Origin of the sequence: Pusillimonas sp. T2 (genome assembly GCF_002236805.1) — a bacterium.
Classification (GTDB): domain Bacteria; phylum Pseudomonadota; class Gammaproteobacteria; order Burkholderiales; family Burkholderiaceae_B; genus Neopusillimonas.
On the sequence record NZ_NIQA01000004.1, the window covers coordinates 39,232 to 55,555 of the forward strand.

The 16,324-nt window shown below is 57.4% G+C and carries 14 protein-coding genes; 5 read left to right on the top strand and 9 right to left on the bottom strand.

Annotation, left to right across the window (positions count from 1 at the left end):
- The first annotated feature begins 65 nt into the window (after positions 1–65).
- From PuT2_RS08390 to rsmA, 3 genes are read left to right on the top strand one after another with little or no spacing between them, the layout of a single operon-like run.
- Positions 66–2,486: an LPS-assembly protein LptD gene (locus PuT2_RS08390; protein WP_371596593.1), complete on the top strand. Its 2,421-nt coding sequence runs from the start codon at positions 66–68 to the stop codon at positions 2,484–2,486.
- On the top strand, positions 2,483–3,967 hold the full coding sequence (locus tag PuT2_RS08395) for a peptidylprolyl isomerase (RefSeq protein ID WP_370318037.1): 1,485 nt from the start codon (positions 2,483–2,485) through the stop codon (positions 3,965–3,967). Before PuT2_RS08390 ends, PuT2_RS08395 begins: the two co-directional genes overlap by 4 nt.
- A 17-nt stretch (positions 3,968–3,984) precedes the next feature.
- A complete protein-coding gene (gene rsmA, locus PuT2_RS08400) occupies positions 3,985–4,755 on the top strand; it encodes a 16S rRNA (adenine(1518)-N(6)/adenine(1519)-N(6))-dimethyltransferase RsmA (protein ID WP_093970600.1) in 771 nt (256 codons plus the stop codon).
- Between the two features lie 98 nt (positions 4,756–4,853).
- On the opposite strand, the gene PuT2_RS08405 is transcribed toward rsmA, so the two are convergent.
- Genes PuT2_RS08405 through glyQ form a run of 7 tightly spaced genes read right to left on the bottom strand, consistent with a single transcriptional unit; the run spans position 4,854 to position 11,740 of the window.
- Entirely contained in the window at positions 4,854–6,083 is a 1,230-nt protein-coding gene (locus PuT2_RS08405) for a nucleoside recognition domain-containing protein (RefSeq protein WP_093970601.1), read from the bottom strand.
- Between the two features lie 35 nt (positions 6,084–6,118).
- Entirely contained in the window at positions 6,119–6,514 is a 396-nt protein-coding gene (gene gloA, locus PuT2_RS08410) for a lactoylglutathione lyase (protein WP_093970602.1), read from the bottom strand.
- Between the two features lie 11 nt (positions 6,515–6,525).
- A complete protein-coding gene (locus PuT2_RS08415; RefSeq protein ID WP_093970603.1) occupies positions 6,526–7,446 on the bottom strand; it encodes a M48 family metallopeptidase in 921 nt (306 codons plus the stop codon).
- Positions 7,433–8,161, bottom strand: a complete 729-nt coding sequence (locus tag PuT2_RS08420; protein ID WP_093970604.1) for a 1-acyl-sn-glycerol-3-phosphate acyltransferase — start codon at positions 8,159–8,161, stop codon at positions 7,433–7,435. Before PuT2_RS08420 ends, PuT2_RS08415 begins: the two co-directional genes overlap by 14 nt.
- A gap of 2 nt (positions 8,162–8,163) precedes the next feature.
- Positions 8,164–8,700 (bottom strand): D-glycero-beta-D-manno-heptose 1,7-bisphosphate 7-phosphatase, encoded by a 537-nt coding sequence (gene gmhB / locus PuT2_RS08425; protein ID WP_093970605.1) that lies wholly within the window; start codon positions 8,698–8,700, stop codon positions 8,164–8,166.
- Entirely contained in the window at positions 8,697–10,838 is a 2,142-nt protein-coding gene (gene glyS / locus PuT2_RS08430; RefSeq protein WP_093970606.1) for a glycine--tRNA ligase subunit beta, read from the bottom strand. The genes gmhB and glyS overlap by 4 nt, the downstream gene beginning before the upstream one ends.
- Complete coding sequence (glyQ, locus tag PuT2_RS08435) at positions 10,835–11,740, bottom strand: glycine--tRNA ligase subunit alpha (protein ID WP_093970607.1); 906 nt, start codon at positions 11,738–11,740, stop codon at positions 10,835–10,837. The genes glyS and glyQ overlap by 4 nt, the downstream gene beginning before the upstream one ends.
- 237 nt (positions 11,741–11,977) lie before the next feature.
- Between glyQ and PuT2_RS08440 the strand changes: the two genes are divergently transcribed.
- Positions 11,978–12,745, top strand: coding sequence for a crotonase/enoyl-CoA hydratase family protein (locus PuT2_RS08440; RefSeq protein WP_093970608.1), 768 nt, complete (start codon positions 11,978–11,980; stop codon positions 12,743–12,745).
- Positions 12,746–12,826: 81 nt separating this feature from the next.
- Positions 12,827–14,350 carry a fumarate hydratase gene (locus PuT2_RS08445; protein ID WP_093970609.1) on the top strand — a complete coding sequence of 508 codons (1,524 nt, stop codon included), beginning with the start codon at positions 12,827–12,829 and terminating at the stop codon, positions 14,348–14,350.
- 18 nt (positions 14,351–14,368) lie between these two features.
- Here PuT2_RS08445 and folK read toward each other — a convergent pair whose 3' ends face one another.
- Entirely contained in the window at positions 14,369–14,860 is a 492-nt protein-coding gene (gene folK, locus PuT2_RS08450; protein WP_371596600.1) for a 2-amino-4-hydroxy-6-hydroxymethyldihydropteridine diphosphokinase, read from the bottom strand.
- 61 nt (positions 14,861–14,921) lie between these two features.
- A complete protein-coding gene (gene pcnB, locus PuT2_RS08455) occupies positions 14,922–16,283 on the bottom strand; it encodes a polynucleotide adenylyltransferase PcnB (protein WP_093970610.1) in 1,362 nt (453 codons plus the stop codon).
- Positions 16,284–16,324 lie beyond the last annotated feature (41 nt).

Below are 16,324 nucleotides of genomic sequence, written 5' to 3' on the forward strand. Positions count from 1 at the left end.
GGTTGCAAATATTTGTTGCGGCCTGGTGGCCAAAATCATAATCCGTTTTCTGGGGCGATACTCTCGTGCGTTTTGTTGGGTGGGCAGTTCTTTTGGCGATGACCAGCGTGTCGGCAGCACAGGCCAGCGGGCGTGACGCCACCATGCCTGTGCCCAAGCTAACCATTACCGAAATACCAGCTGAGGCGCAGCCCCAGTTGGCCGAATCAAGTCAGTTGCGTGTACATGGTGGCCTTAAAGACGACGACAAAACGTCATTCATTGTGGCTGATCAGGTCGAAACCGACCCAGACGGCAAGTTGACCCTGACGGGCAAGGCCCAGGTGCGTCGCATCGATTCCGTGGTCAAGGGTGACCGCATCGATTACCAACGCAATACCGGACAGGTCGACGTCTGGGGCGATGGCATGATGATGCGTGATGGCAACATCATCCGTGGCCCCGAACTGCATTACAACTTCGACAGCGATACCGGCGAAATCACTACGCCCGATTTCTGGCTGGGCGCGGGGGGCGGCTCCGGTACTGCCGAGCGCGCGCAAATATTCAGCCGATCGCAGATGCGGCTTACCGACATGACCTACGCGGCCTGTCCGTGCCCCGATCCGGCCTGGTACATATCGGCCCCTCGGGTCGACTTCGATACCGAAGAAAATGAGGGTGTGGCCCGAAATGGCGTGCTGTACTTCAAAGGGGTGCCTATCCTGGCGTCGCCTTATTTGTCGTTTCCGCTGCGCAAAGAGCGGAAATCCGGTTTTCTCATCCCCAGTTATGGCGGGTCCAGTAATTCGGGCTATGAATTCGCGCTACCGTATTACTTTAACCTTGCACCTAACTACGACTTGACCGTCACGCCGCGCTATATGTCGAAGCGGGGCGTTCAATGGGGCGCTGATTTCCGTTACCTGGGGCAGTCGTACACCGGCCAGTTGGCCGGTTCTTACCTGGCCAACGACAAAGAAACGCAAAACAAGCGCTGGATGTATTCGTGGCAGCATACCCAGACGTTCGGGCACGGGTTCTACGCGTCGGCTGACATCAATGCGGTGTCCGATGACAACTACTTTCGCGACTTCTCTACGATTGGCATTAACCAGGCTTCAATCGATTACCTTCCGCGGATATTGACGGTAGGGTGGGCCGGCAGCCCGTATTGGTCGGCAACGGTTCAGCATTACACCTATCAAACCCTGCAAGACACAACTGGGGGTGCGGCTTATCGTACGCCGCCCTACAACAAAGAGCCCGAACTTAATATTGTCGGCGCGCGCTACAACTGGAACGGGCTCGACATGGTGTCTTCAAACTATGTCACCCGGTTTGTATTGCCGCGTTACGACGGCGGCGGTTACGCCGGTTATGTCGATGGGCAGCGACTCGGGCCTGACGGCACGCGCTTCAAGTCGTACAACACGGTGGCCTTGCCCATCGTGCGCTCGGGTTGGTACGTGACCCCCAAAGTGGGCGTACATTTAAGCCAGTACAACACCGAGTGGTATACCCCCAGCCAGTACGGCGCCACAGGGTATAGCTCTTATCCCCGCACGCAGTCGCGGGTCGTGCCCATCATGTCTCTTGATTCCGGCATGACCTTCGAGCGCGATGCCAGCTTTTTCGGGAAGGCTGCCGTTCAGACGCTCGAGCCCCGTTTGTATTACCTCCGGGTGCCTTATCGCGATCAATCCAGTATTCCGGTATACGACACCGGTGTGGCCACCTTCAATTTTGGGCAAGCGTTTGACGAAAACTACTTCAGCGGCGGCTGGGATCGTATCGCCGATGCCAATCAGCTGACCCTTGGTTTGACGTCACGCTGGCTGGATGCGAATTCGGGTGTCGAGCGTCTGTCGTTGTCGGTTGCTCAGCGACGCTATTTTGCCGACAGGCAGGTAACGCTGCCCGGTGGCAAGCCCCGGGTAGACCAAAAGTCTGATTATCTGGTGGGTGTATACGCTGCGCTTACCGACAAGCTCAATGTGCGCTTCGATGCGCAGTTCAATCCCGAATCTAACGAGCGCAATCGTATGACGGCGGGTTTGCGTTGGCACCCCAAGCGCCTGGCGACATTGTCGGCCACTTATCGTTACGAGCGCGATCCAGAGCAAATCAGCAACCCCAACGGGTTCAATATTCCAGGCTACATCGACCGCTCCAAAGAAAATCTGGTCGTGTCTACTCAGTGGCCGCTGACGCAAAAAATTTATGCCATGGGGCGTGTCGATTACTCCATCCAGGAAAAGCGTTCGACGCAAACCATTATGGGGCTTGAGTACAAAGGCGATTGTTGTTGGGCAGCGCGTGTGGTGTTCCAGCGGTATTCGGTGTCGCTGGGCGACAAAAATACCGCGCTGTTCCTGCAACTCGAGCTGACTGGCCTAGGGTCGCTGGGTACTGACCCGCTGAATTTCCTGGGTCGAAACATTCCGGGTTACGAGCCGGTCACGCCGCCGATACCCAACAAAACCACCTTCGAGAGGTACGAATAATGCGTTGTGTGCACATCAATCGCCGGCTTGCCGTGCTGATGATTCCGGTTGTCGGGCTGTTTTCTTGGCCCCAGGCGGGCAGCGCCCAGCCAAGGTCAGCCGCAGCCCCTGCTGCCGCGCCGCAGCCACAACGTTTTGCCGACGGCATCGCCGCTGTGGTCAACAAGCAAGTGATTACGTTGCAGCAGGTCGATGCCGAAGTACGGGTAGCGCGTAAGCAGCTTAAGGCCCAAAACATTCAGGTGCCTGACGACGAAATTTTGCGTCGCCAGGTGTTGCAGCGCATGATCACCGAAACCTTGGTGCGTCAGGAAGCCGAGCGGTTGCGCATTGACGTTACCGATAAGCAGCTTCAAGAGGCTGTGAGCTCTGTTGCGCAGCGTAACAACATGACCAAAGAAAAGCTCCGAGCCGAGATCGAAAAAACCGGCGTGGCCTGGTCTTATTATCTTGATTCTTTGCGTCAAGAAATGTTGACCGACATGGTGCGTCAGCGTGCTGTCGACAGCCGTATTGTTGTTTCCGATGCCGAGGTCGATGCTTTTTTGAACAGCCAGGGCCGTTCGGGTAATTTATTGGGCGGCGCACAGCGTGGCGCGGCGGCGCAGCAAACGGTACCGCGCGAGCTGGGCTTGGCCCAGATTTTGGTTCAAGTTCCAGAAGGCGCATCGACACAGCAAATTCAAGACCTGCGGGCTAAAGCCGAAAGCTTGCTGGCTCGCGTGCGCGGGGGTGCCGATTTCGCCAGTGTGGCAGCGGCCTCATCCGATGGCCCCGAAGCCCTCGAGGGCGGCAATATGGGTGTACGCCCCACCGAGGGTTGGCCAGACATCTTCTTGCGTGCTGTCAGCAACGTGGCTACCGGCGCCGTCAGCGACATCGTTCAAAGTGGCAACGGGTTCCATATTCTCAAGGTCACCACGCGCGGCCCCGAACCGGGGCAGTCGCAAGCTGCCAGCGCAGGGGTACCTCAACCTCAGCAAGAAATGTTTGCACAAGAAGGGCCCATGATGGTGACCCAGACGCGTGCGCGCCATATTCTTATCAAGATCGATCAGGTCACCTCCGAAGAGCGTGCGCTCACGCGTATTCGCGATTTGCGTCAGCGTATTGTCATGGGTGAAGATTTCGCTGAAGTCGCACGTCGCTCTTCTGACGATGCATCCGCGCCTGAGGGCGGCGACTTGGGCTGGTTGACGCCGGGTGAAACTGTACAACCCTTCCAGCAGGCTATGGATGGGCTGCAACCGGGGCAAATCAGTGAACCCGTGCTGACGCAATTTGGCTGGCATATTATTCAGGTCGAAGAGCGTCGGACACGCGACATGGAAGACGAGTTCAAACGCATGCGTGCGCGTCAGGCATTGTTCGAGCGTCAGGCCGGCCCGGCATTCGAAGACTGGTTAAGCCAGATTCGCAGCCAAGCCTACATTGACAACCGTCTGGTACCACGCGCCAGCAACAACCGTTTTAACCGATAGGCGGCACAGAACCGGTTATGGCGCAACATCAGGCCCGCAAACGTTTCGGCCAGAATTTTCTGGTCGATGCTTCAGTCATTGAGTCAATCGTTCGGGCAATCGCGCCTATGCCTGCTGAGCGCATTGTCGAGATTGGCCCGGGGCTGTCTGCGCTGACGGGGCCGTTGCTTCAGGCGCTCGATCATCTTACGGTCATCGAAATCGATCGTGATTTGGCTGCGCGGCTACGCAACCGGTACCCAGCAGGCCGCTTGACGGTGATTGAGGCCGACGTCCTTACCGTAGATTTTTCGACGCTGGGCAGTGGTCTGCGTGTTGTAGGAAATCTGCCCTACAACATCTCTAGTCCGTTGCTTTTTCAGCTCATGAATTATGCTGATCACATTATTGATCAGCACTTTATGTTGCAACGCGAGGTTATCGACCGCATGGTCGCGGCACCCGGCTCATCCGACTATAGCCGCCTGACCGTCATGCTGCAGTCGCGATATCGCATGGAAAAGCTCTTTGATGTTCTGCCCGAGGCGTTCGACCCCCCGCCACGCGTTGTGTCGGCGATTGTGCGTATGGTGCCCTTGCCGGCCGACAGGCCGCAACCAAAAGATCAGGCATTGTTCGAGCAGGTCGTGACCAAGGCATTTGGCCAGCGTCGCAAAATGTTGCGCAGAAGCCTGTCAGATTGGTCGGGACGCATTCGGTGGGACGAACTGGGTATACCCGAAACGGCACGCGCGGAAGATCTTTCGGTCGCGCAGTTTATGGCGTTGGCCGATTCGCTGGTTGATTAAACAAGCGCGCCTGCAGGCGCACAGCTGGCGCTGTCAGGCAGCATGCGCGGCGACGTTAGACGTACTGTCTTAGAGCAAGGCTTCAGCAGGGCCTCTGGTTAGCCGAAAAACCAGTAGCAAACCGCAATGGCTGCGGTAATTCCGGCCACATCGGCGACCAGCGCACAGCCTACCGTATGCCTGACGCGTTGAACTCCCACCGCTCCAAAATAGACGGCCAGTACATAAAATGTGGTCTCGGTACTGCCCTGTACGGTGGCGGCCAATAAGCCCTGGAAGCTGTCAACGCCGAAGTGTTGCATGGTTTCGAGCATCATGGCGCGCGAGGCACTGCCCGAAAAGGGCTTGGTTAACGCCGTGGGCATAGCGTCGATAAACCTCGTATCGAGCCCGCCAGCATCTGCCAGCCAGCGCAGCCCGTCTAGCAAGGCGTCAAGCGCCCCTGAGGCCCGCATCACGCCTATGGCACATAGCATCGCTACCAAGTAGGGCAGCAGGCTTTTTGCCACATCAAACCCTTCTTTGGCGCCTTCGATAAATGCATCGTAAACCGGTACTTTTTTCCAGGTGCCAGCAATCAAAAATGCAATGATCAGGCTGAATAGCGTCAGGTTTCCCATGAGTGACGACAGGGCGGCCATTGCTGTTGCGCTGAGGGTGGCCAGAAAGGCCATGAACAGGCTGAGTACGGCGATTATCGACCCCAGCCATAGCAACAGAACGGGATCAGTCAGTTTGATGCGTTGTACCGCGATGACCGCCAGCAAGCCCGCCAGAGAAGAAGCGGCTGTGGCCAGCAAAATAGGCAAGAAGACGAGGGAGGGATCTGGGGCGCCTTGTTGGGCGCGGTACATGAAAATGGTAACGGGCAACAACGTCAACGACGAGGTATTGAGCACCAGAAAGAGGATTTGTGCGTTGGTGGCTGTGTCGGGACGGGGGTTCAGCGTTTGCAGCGCACGCATGGCTTTCAGGCCAATGGGGGTTGCGGCGTTGTCCAGGCCTAAGCCGTTGGCAGCAAAGTTAAGGGTGATCAAACCCAAGGCGGGATGGCCCCGGGGCACACCCGGCATGAGGCGCGCAAACAACGGGCTTAGCCAGCGCGATAATACGTCAACCAAACCCGCCGCTTCGGCAATACGCAGAAAGCCCAACCAGAGCGTCAAGGTGCCAAACAGCAGCACCATGATATTGACGGATAGTTCGGCCATGCCGAACAGGCTTTGCACGATGCGTGCAAAGACGTCGGGGTCGGCCAGGACCAGCCAATGGTAAAGGCCGCTGGCAGCACCGATTAAAAAAAAGGCCAGCCAGAGTGTGTTCAACATGGTGACTGCGCAGGGGTGAGCATACGCGTCAGGACTTAATCCTGGCGACCCTTGCGTTCGATCAGTTCAATTTTGTAGCCGTCCGGATCTTCGATGAAAGCGATAACTGTGGTGCTGTGTTTCATGGGGCCGGCTTCGCGGACGATCTTTCCCCCTCGCGCACGAATTGCGTCACAGGTGGCGTAGGCGTCTTCGACCTCAAGGGCAATGTGACCATAGCCTGTACCCAGGTCATAGTGGTCAGTGTCCCAGTTGTGGGTCAGTTCAATTACGGCACCTTCGTCTTCGGGCTGATAGCCCACGAACGCCAGTGTGAATTTGCCTTCGGGATAGTCTTTCCTGCGCAGCAGTTTCATTCCCATGACTTCGGTGTAGAACGCCAAAGATTGATCAAGATTGCCGACGCGCAGCATGGTGTGCAACATACGCATAACAGGTCTCCTTAGAGCAAAGGTAGTGAGGCTGGATCGTGGCCACGTAAAAAGTCACGTGCCGATTTAAATGGAGGACAAAGCCGCTCGACCTCCTGCCAGAAGTCGCGGCTGTGATTCATGAATCGCAAATGGGCCAGCTCGTGGGCGATGACATAGTCGATGATGGCCGGTTCGAAATGAACCAGGCGCCAATTGAGCATAATATGCCCCGCCGAGTTGCAAGAGCCCCAACGGGTAGCGGCGGCAGACAAGCGCCATTGTTTGGGCATAACGCCAAACTTTGCATGAAAGTCGTCAAGGCGCAGACCAAACCAGTGCCGGGCGCGTGCCTGAAGCCAGGTATCTACGCTGTCGCGAATACGGGTGTGGTCGGCATGGGCGGGCAAGTTAAGATGCAATACATTGCCGGGCGCGGGCTGCAGGTCGTTACCCTCGAACTGATGCGGTGCTGTGCCTGGATGACCGAGCGCCAATGTGATTTGCCTGCCCAGATACGCGATCTGCCCGCCGCAGCGCCACTGGGTTTGAGCCATCGCCAACCGTTGCTTGCGGTTTTGGTAATGGGCCAACTTGGATAAGATCCAGGCAGCTTTCTGGACCACTGCATCGTCGATTTGCCCCAAACCGACCCATTGAGGAGCCGTAACGCGCAAGCCATCATCGGTAATTTGCAAACCGATGCTTCGCCGTTTGGATCGAACCAGTGTAAAACCGATCGCTTGATGGGGGGTGTCGATTTCGCGCCATTTTGCGCCCGGGGGGAGCGAGGGCGGCGGTTCGGTTTTGATTTGGGTGCTGTGGGTGGGGGTACTGTGCCTGGAAGGCGTTATTAGGTCGTGGGTCGGCCCAAGCGTGCCGCCAAATGCCGCAGGCGTTTCCGAGAGGGCATAGCCCGCGTCAAAGAGCGGCAACTGCTCAGTTTTTGCCATATCGCTCCGGATTCAACACTCGCATTTCCGATTCAATCCAATCTTGCACTTTCTGGTTTAGCGTATCGGCATCCAGGCCGGTGCTGTCGATGGCGGGGCCGATAGAAACTGTGATGAGTCCTGGCTTTTTGATGAAGGCGTTTCGGGGCCAGCACTCACCAGCGTTCAGGGCAACCGGAATAACGGGGGCGCCGGTTCGGGTAGCCAAAATAGCGCCGCCCGATTTGTAGCGGCCCGTTTTGCCTGGGGCTACTCGGGTGCCTTCAGGAAACAATACGGGCCAGCGCCCCTCTTGCAGACGAAGCTTGCCAACCTTGACCACTTGCTCGAAGGCGTCGCGGCCTTTTGCTCGATCGATCGGGATCATTTTTAATAGCGCCAGACCCCAGCCAAAAAAGGGAACACGATGCAGCTCTTTTTTGTAAACAAAACAGGCTTGACGCGGTAAATAAGCCGGCAGAAAGAGCGTTTCCCAGGCGGATTGGTGTTTAGAGAGGATGATGGCAGGACCGTCGGGGAAGTGTTCTGCCCCTTTGATTTCCCAGCGTATGCCGACGATGACGCGGGCCCCCCATACCGCCAGCCGGGGCCAGCCCATGGTCAGCCGGTAACGCCATTTAAGCGGTAACGGCGACCAAATTAGGCATGCAAATGCATAAGGAATGACCGTGACGATCAGGAACAGCATGTAGAGTGCAGAGCGGATACCGGCCATGATTACCCTTCGAGCCAGGCGTCGACGACTTCGGCCAGGTTCTCGCGCACCTGTGTACCGCTGGGCAGATCGCCTTTGTCCCAGGTTTTTCGGCCGTTACCGGTAAGTACCAGCCAGGTTGCGCAACCAACGTTGGCGGCGGCTTGCAGGTCGCGCCACGAATCGCCCACTGCAGGTACATTTTGCATGCTGATGTCGTAGCGTTTGGCGATGTCGAGGAACATGCCCGATTTTGGCTTGCGGCACTCGCAGCCGTCGTCTGGGCCGTGTGGGCATATAAAAATGGCATCGACCTGCCCGCCCACTTGAGCCAGTTCATAGCGAAGCTTGGCGTGAATAGCGTTGAGTGTTTCAACGCTGTACAAGCCGCGAGCCAGCCCCGATTGGTTAGTCGCCACCACCACGCGCCATCCCGCCTGCGATAAGCGGGCGATGGCCTCGAGGCTACCTGGAATGGGAATCCATTCGTCGGGGCTCTTGATGTAGGCGTCGCTGTCGTGGTTGATGACGCCGTCACGGTCGATGATGGCGAGTTTCACTGGGCTAACCTTGAAATGTCGGCAACCTGGTTCATCAATCGTCCTAATTGCCCGAGCAGGGCCAGTCGATTGTTACGTATTTCGAGGTCTTCGGCCATGACCATGACATCGTTGAAGAACTGATCGACGGCGTTGCGGGTGTGCGAGAGTGTTGCCAGTGAACCCGCAAAATCGCCGTCGGCAAACTGCCGGCGGGCTTCGGGTTCTACCTGCGCGATTTGCGCAGCAAGCGCCTGCTCAGCCGGTTCTGCGAGCTTGCCCGTGTCGACGCTATCTGGCACGTGGTCGGCTTTTTTCAGCAGGTTGGTGATGCGCTTGTTGGCAGCGGCAAGACTTTGCGCTTCGGGCATTTGTGCAAAGCTGGAACACGCTGCGACGCGTGCCTGAACTTCGTGCAGGGGCGGCTCGAGGCTTAACACCGCATCGACCACATTGCGGTCGTGGTCGGCGCCGAGCTGGTTGCGATATCGCTCGTAGATGAAGCTGGTGACGTCGTCTACGGTACTGGCGGCCAGCCCGAACTGGCTGAAAGTTTCGGCAGTTTTGTCGAGCAGGCTGCGCAGGGCCAATGTCCCTGTCTTACCTGGGCCGATATAGTCGCCTGCGGCAAGTTGCTCGAAGGCGCTGATCAGGCCCAGTGCAGCGCGACGCAAGCCATAGGGGTCGCGTTCGCCGCTGGGCACAAGGCCTATACCCCAAATGCCCACAAGCGTTTCGGCGCGTTCAGCGATGAATAGAATGGCACTGGTCAGGCTGCTGGCGTTGACGGGTTCGTCGAGGCGAATGCGGTATTGTTCGCCAATGGCAGTGACGACGTCGGCGGGCTCGTTATCGCCTTGGGCGTAGTAGGCGCCCATAATGCCTTGCAGTTCGGGGAACTCGCCGACCATATTTGAGTTCAGGTCGGCCTTGGCCAATAGTGCGGCACGGTCGGCATGTTGTTCGTTGCCGCCCAGTTGTGCTGCAACATAGCGGGCTATGGCGCGAACCCGTTCGATGCGGTCGCGTTGCGAACCCAGCTTGTTGTGATAGACACGGTTGGCCAGCGACTCGACGCGGCTTTCGAGCGTGCTTTTGCGATCGGTATCGAAGAAGAACTGGGCGTCGGCCAGGCGAGGGCGCACGACGCGTTCGTTACCTTCAATAATGTGGCGCGGGTCGGCCACCTGCATGTTGCTGACGATCAGGAACCGGTGCGTGAGTTTGCCGGTGGTGGGTTCGAACAGCGGAAAGTACTTTTGGTTCAGGCGCATCGTCAGGATCAGGCATTCGGACGGTACGGCCAGAAATTTAGGGTCGAATTGACCGGCATAAACGGTGGGGTGTTCGACCAGCGCGGTGACTTCGTCGAGCAGCGCATCGACCTCGGGGCCTTGCCCGATAGTGCCGCCCAGCGCGGCGGCCTGTGCGGCCAGCTGTTGGGTAATGGCGGAGCGACGATCATCGAAGCTGGCAATGACTTTGCCTTCGTCAGCCAGTTGCGCCACATAGGTGTCTGGCGACGTGATGGACAACGTTGCTTTGCCCATGAAACGATGACCATTGCTGACGCGATCGGCATTGAGCCCCAGCGTGGCAATGGGCACGACGTTGGCGCCATGTAGGGCCACCAGATGATGGGCCGGGCGCACAAACTTGACGCTGGTTTTGCCGTCGTCTAGCTGATAGCGCATGACCTTGGGTATCGGCAAGCCGGCAATGGCGGCCTCGAGGGCCTCTTGCAGTGACTCGGGCAGCGAGGCGCCTGGCGCAGTGCCTTTGGCATAAAGGTAGTCTTGCTTGCCGTCAGACTCACTGATCAGATCAGCCGGTTGCAAGTGACCCAGCCCTTTACTTTCGAGCTTCTTAACCAATGCGGGGGTCGCCTGACCGTCGGGCGTGAGCCCGACTTTGGCGGGCATGAGCTTTTCGGTAAAGGCTTGTTCGGGAGCCTGGTCGAGGACGTGGCTGAGGTGCACGGCCAGACGGCGAGGCGTGGCGTAATCGATAACCTTGCACTCGGCCGACAGTAGCTGCTTTTTAGCCAGCACGCTGCTAATGCCCTCGGCAAAGGCTTTGCCCAGTTTGTTCAGTGCTTTTGGGGGCAGCTCTTCGGTGACCAGTTCGACAAGAAGAGGGTGTACTTGGGCTGTGGTCATTGCGCAGCCTCTGTGGTTTGATCAAGCATGGGGAAACCGAGTTTTTCGCGTGAATCGTAGTAGGCCTGTGCGACAGCGCGCGACAGATTGCGGATGCGGCCGATATAGGCGGCCCGTTCGGTAACGCTGATGGCACCGCGTGCATCAAGCATATTGAAAGTGTGCGCCGCTTTCAGGGCGGATTCGTAGGCCGGCAGGGCCAGCGGAACCTGAATGAGCTTTGTCGCCTCAGCTTCGTAGTCGTTGAAGTGCGCAAACAACATGTCGGTCGAGGCGTGCTCGAAGTTGTAAGTGGATTGCTCGACTTCGTTCTGATGGAATACGTCGCGGTAAAGCACTTTGCGGCCGTCCGCAGTTTGTGTCCAGACCAGATCGTAGACGCTTTCTACGCCTTGCAGGTACATGGCCAGACGCTCAAGCCCGTAGGTGATTTCGCCCGTCGTCGGTGTGCAATCGAGGCCCCCTACTTGCTGGAAGTAGGTGAACTGAGTGACTTCCATGCCATTGAGCCAGACTTCCCAACCTAGACCCCAGGCGCCCAGCGTGGGGTTCTCCCAGTCGTCTTCAACGAAACGGATGTCGTGCTCGTTGGGATCGATACCTAGCGCTTTGAGCGAGTTGATGTAGAGATCGAGAATGTTTGACGGGGCGGGCTTAAGCACAACCTGATACTGGTAGTAGTGCTGCAGGCGATTGGGGTTTTCGCCATAACGGCCGTCTTTGGGGCGGCGCGAAGGCTGTACGTAAGCCGCACGCCAGGGCTCGGGCCCGATAGCCCGCAAAAATGTGGCGGTATGTGAAGTGCCGGCACCAACTTCCATGTCGTAGGGCTGCAGCAGGGCGCAGCCTTGTTGGTCCCAGTAGTTCTGGAGCGTCAGGATAATTTGCTGAAACGTGAGCATGTGTGAGAGCCAAAAGCGCGAGAAATCCGCAAAAGGGTTCAATTTTAGCGTGCTTCGAAGAAGCGTCGTTCGCCCGGTTGGGCTTTGTGTCCATTTTCAACCCGCAGAACGGGGATTTGACCTTTCGGATGGGCAGTTTAGGCGCCATTCGATTTTTGGTTGAAGCCTGAAAGGTCGTATGATATTGAGTTATCGATTGTTTTCAATAGTGCGTTTTTTGCGCAGGAGCTTTTGTACATGACAGATCTGGTTAAAACCGAAGTGGTCGGCCGTGTAATGGTCATTACCATTAACCGCCCCGAGGCCCGTAACGCCATCAACTTTGAAACCGCACACGAAATGGCCAAGGCCTTTGATGCGCTTGATGCCGATGACAATGTCGTGATTGGTATTCTGACAGGTGCGGGTGGTTCGTTTTCGTCGGGGATGGATCTGAAAGCTTTTGCCAAAACCGGCCAGCGCCCGCTGGTGCCCGGCCGTGGCCTGGGTGGTCTGTGCGAAAAAAGCCCCAAAAAACCACTGATTGCCGCCGTCGAGGGTTACGCCCTGGCAGGTGGCTGCGAGCTGGCTTTAGCTTGCGACATGATTGTTGCAGCCAACAACGTTAAATTTGGTTTGCCTGAAACCAAACGTGGTTTGGTGCCCAGCTCGGGTGGTATGTTGCGTTTGCCCAAGCGCATCCCGTATCACATTGCCATGGAATACATCTTGACCGGCGAAATGCTGCCCGCCGATCGCGCCTACCATTTTGGTATGGTGAACCGTCTGGTTGAGCCGGGTAAAGCCATTGAAGGCGCCCTGGAACTGGCCACCATTATTGGTGAAAACGGCCCCCTGGCTGTCCAGATGGCCAAGCGCATCGTGCTCGAGTCCCAAGATTGGCGTCAGTCCGATATGTTCGACCTGCAGCGCCCGCGTGTTCAGCCTATTTTTGAATCGGCCGACGCCAAAGAAGGCGCGACCGCTTTTGCCGAGAAGCGCAAGCCTGTCTGGCAAGGCAAATAATTATCGGGTTGGGTGGCTCTGGCCTTGTTGGCGTCACCCGGCTCGACACGTTTTCACACTTACCACGTACCGTAACCTGCCATGACTACTCTTATTAAAGAAGACGATCTGATCCAGTCGATTGCCGACGCAGTCCAGTTCATCAGCTACTACCACCCCGCCGATTACATTCAGCATCTGGCCCGTGCCTACGAGCGTGAGCAAAGCCCCGCTGCCAAAGACGCCATTGCGCAAATTCTGACGAACTCGCGCATGTGTGCCGAAGGGCATCGGCCCATTTGCCAGGACACGGGCATTGTCAATGTCTTCCTGAAAATCGGCATGAACGTGCGCATCGATTCGCAGCGCTCCATGCAAGAGCTTTGTGACGAAGGCGTGCGCCGGGGCTATCTGAACCCTGACAACCCGTTGCGGGCATCGGTGTTGTCCGACCCGTTGTTCACGCGCAAGAACACGCGCGACAATACGCCCTGTATTGTGGGCGTCGAGCTGGTGGCCGGCGATACCGTCGATGTGCAGGTTGCGGCCAAAGGCGGCGGTTCCGAAAACAAATCCAAATTTGTCATGCTTAACCCCAGCGACTCTCTGGTCGACTGGGTACTTAAAACAGTGCCTACCATGGGTGCTGGCTGGTGTCCGCCGGGCATGCTGGGTATTGGCGTCGGTGGTACGGCCGAAAAAGCCATGCTGATGGCCAAGCAGGCGCTGATGGAAGACATCGATATGTACGAGTTGTTGGCCCGCGGCCCGCAGAACAAGCTCGAAGAGCTGCGTATCGAGCTGTACGAAAAGGTCAACGCGCTGGGGATCGGCGCTCAGGGCCTGGGTGGTTTGACTACTGTGCTTGACGTCAAGATCAATACGTTCCCCACCCATGCAGCGTCTAAACCCGTGGCCATGATCCCCAATTGTGCTGCAACGCGTCACGTGCATTTCGTGCTCGACGGCTCGGGGCCTGCTGCGCTTACACCGCCAGCCTTGTCCGATTGGCCCGATGTGAACTGGGCGCCCGACTACAACAAATCGACCCAGGTCGACTTGAACACGCTGACCAAAGAACAGGTCGCCAGCTGGAAGCCCGGTCAAACGCTCTTGCTCTCGGGCAAGATGTTGACTGGTCGTGACGCTGCTCATAAGCGCATTCAAGAAATGCTGGAGCGTGGTGAGTCGTTGCCGGTCGAGTTCAAGAACCGTGTGATTTACTACGTTGGCCCTGTCGATCCGGTTCGCGACGAAGTCGTCGGCCCGGCTGGTCCGACCACAGCTACGCGCATGGACAAATTCACCGATATGATGCTGGAAAAAACCGGCCTGATCGCCATGATCGGCAAGGCCGAGCGTGGTCCGGTGGCTATCGAATCAATTCGTAATCATCAGTCGGCTTATCTGATGGCGGTAGGTGGTTCTGCTTACTTGGTCTCTAAAGCCATTCGTGGCGCCAAGGTTGTCGGTTTCGAAGACCTGGGCATGGAAGCCATTTACGAGTTCGATGTAAAAGACATGCCGGTTACTGTAGCGGTAGATTCAACGGGTACATCGGTGCACCAGACCGGGCCTAAAGAGTGGCAGGCGCGCATCGCCGATATCGCCATTCAACCGGTTTAACGGTTGCCAGCGGCCAGATCAGGGCAGTGGTTCAATGCCCTGATCTGCGCACTTGGCCAGTAGTGTGTCTATCGAACCTTGCGTCAGCATCAAGTCTGGCGCAAGGTTTTTTAATGGCCGCAATACAAAGGCGCGCTCGTGCATGCGCGGGTGCGGCAGGGTCAGCGTCGGGTCGTTCAGCGTGACATCGTCATACAACAGCAAGTCGAGGTCGAGCGTGCGCGGGGCATTGCGCCAAGGGCGTTCGCGGCCGAAATCGTGTTCGATTTTTTGCAAGGCAGTTAACAGGTCGTGCGGCAACAGCACGGTTTGCAACTGAATGACGGCGTTGATGTAATCCGGGCCGGATGAGTCGACAGGGGCGGTTCGATAGAAGGGCGATGACTCGACAGCGCGAACGCCGGAGAGCCCGACAAGGGCCTCGCGAGCCAGCGTGAGTGTGGATACGGCATTACCCAGATTGGCGCCCAGGCCAATATAAGCCGTTGCCCAGTGCGTTGCGGTCATCATGTTGTACCGAGGGTGATAGCTCTGGTCGACCTAAGAAAATCAAGAAAGGCCGACCGGTGGCTTAATGTACTTTGGCCGCTGCGCCGGCAGGGTTGCGTCGTGGACGTCGACGGCGCCGCGACCGGCTTGCTGCACCGCCTTCGTTGCGGTTGCGCACTTGGTATTGCTCAATCAGTTCACCGCGGTCTTCGGGGTCGGCATTAGCCAGATCCATCCACCACTGGGCCTGAACGCTGTCAACTTCGTGCGATGCAGCCCGTAACTGCAGGAAGTCGACTGCTGCGCGAAAGCGAGGGTGTTCGATCATGCGCCAGATGGCTTTGGGCGTGGCTCGCTCGAAGCGTGGCTGCATGAACCAGATCTCGCGCATGTCGCCCTGGAAGCGCTTTTGGATGGCCATACGCCCCGATTGTTCGTCGACAACGAGGTCGGCGGCCGTAACTAAAGCCTGCATGGGTGGCTCGCCGTCGAAAACTCCTTGTTTCCAGCGTTTGTCGACCATGCGCCAAAGCAGGGCTGCAAACAGAAAACCCGGGCTGATGGTTTTGCCGGCGCGCACGCGCACGTCAGTGCGTTCGAGGGCCAGTTCGAGAAACTTGCGGTCGTCGGCGTCGTTGAGCAGCGTGTCGATGAACGGGAGCAGGTGACGATGTAGGCCAAGTGCGCGTAGCTGCTGCAGGCAATCCATGGCGTGGCCGCAGGTCAGCAGTTTGATGAGCTCATCGAAAAGTCGTGAGGCGGGCACGTTTTCGATGAGGTGGGCCATGGACTTAATAGGGGCCAAAGATGCCGGGTCGATATTGGCGTTGAGTTTTGAGGCAAAACGTACGGCCCGCAGCATGCGCACCGGGTCTTCCCGATAGCGGGTTTCGGGGTCGCCGATCATGCGCACAACTTTCTTTTTCAGGTCGGCTACACCGTGGTGGTAGTCGATGACCTCTTCGGTAAGCGGGTTGTAATACAGAGCGTTAAGGGTGAAGTCGCGGCGCGCTGCATCTTCGGCGTTGGTGCCGAATTGATTGTCGCGCAAAATGCGCCCGTGCTCGTCGGTTTCTTGATCTTCAGAGGCAGGCGCCCGGAAGGTGGAGGTTTCGATGATCTCGGGGCCGAACACGACGTGAACCAGCTGGAACCGTTTGCCGATGATACGTGCGCGCCTGAAAAGCGCCCGGATCTGGTTTGGCGTTGCATTGGTGGCTACGTCGAAGTCTTTGGGTTCAAGACCAACAATCAGGTCGCGTACTGCGCCGCCCACAATGTAGGCATCGTATCCGGCCTGGTTTAGTACTTCGCAAACCTTGATGGCATGACGTGAAACGTTGCGCCGGTCAATGCCGTGCTTTTCGGGTTTCAGGCGTTCGGGGCCACGGGCCGGCGATGAAAAGAGTCGGCCGACAAAGTTTTTTATTGTTTCGGTAAGCATGGACGGTATTTTAGGGCTTTGCGCACGGCATGTCTGGAAAT

Coding starts and splice junctions, on each gene's coding strand:
- rsmA (WP_093970600.1), top strand. CDS start 3,985: ATGGCGCAACATCAGGCCCGCAAACGTTTCGGCCAGAATTTTCTGGTC.
- PuT2_RS08405 (WP_093970601.1), bottom strand. CDS start 6,083: ATGTTGAACACACTCTGGCTGGCCTTTTTTTTAATCGGTGCTGCCAGC.
- gloA (WP_093970602.1), bottom strand. CDS start 6,514: ATGCGTATGTTGCACACCATGCTGCGCGTCGGCAATCTTGATCAATCT.
- PuT2_RS08415 (WP_093970603.1), bottom strand. CDS start 7,446: ATGGCAAAAACTGAGCAGTTGCCGCTCTTTGACGCGGGCTATGCCCTC.
- PuT2_RS08420 (WP_093970604.1), bottom strand. CDS start 8,161: ATGGCCGGTATCCGCTCTGCACTCTACATGCTGTTCCTGATCGTCACG.
- glyS (WP_093970606.1), bottom strand. CDS start 10,838: ATGACCACAGCCCAAGTACACCCTCTTCTTGTCGAACTGGTCACCGAA.
- glyQ (WP_093970607.1), bottom strand. CDS start 11,740: ATGCTCACGTTTCAGCAAATTATCCTGACGCTCCAGAACTACTGGGAC.
- PuT2_RS08440 (WP_093970608.1), top strand. CDS start 11,978: ATGACAGATCTGGTTAAAACCGAAGTGGTCGGCCGTGTAATGGTCATT.
- PuT2_RS08445 (WP_093970609.1), top strand. CDS start 12,827: ATGACTACTCTTATTAAAGAAGACGATCTGATCCAGTCGATTGCCGAC.
- folK (WP_371596600.1), bottom strand. CDS start 14,860: ATGATGACCGCAACGCACTGGGCAACGGCTTATATTGGCCTGGGCGCC.
- pcnB (WP_093970610.1), bottom strand. CDS start 16,283: ATGCTTACCGAAACAATAAAAAACTTTGTCGGCCGACTCTTTTCATCG.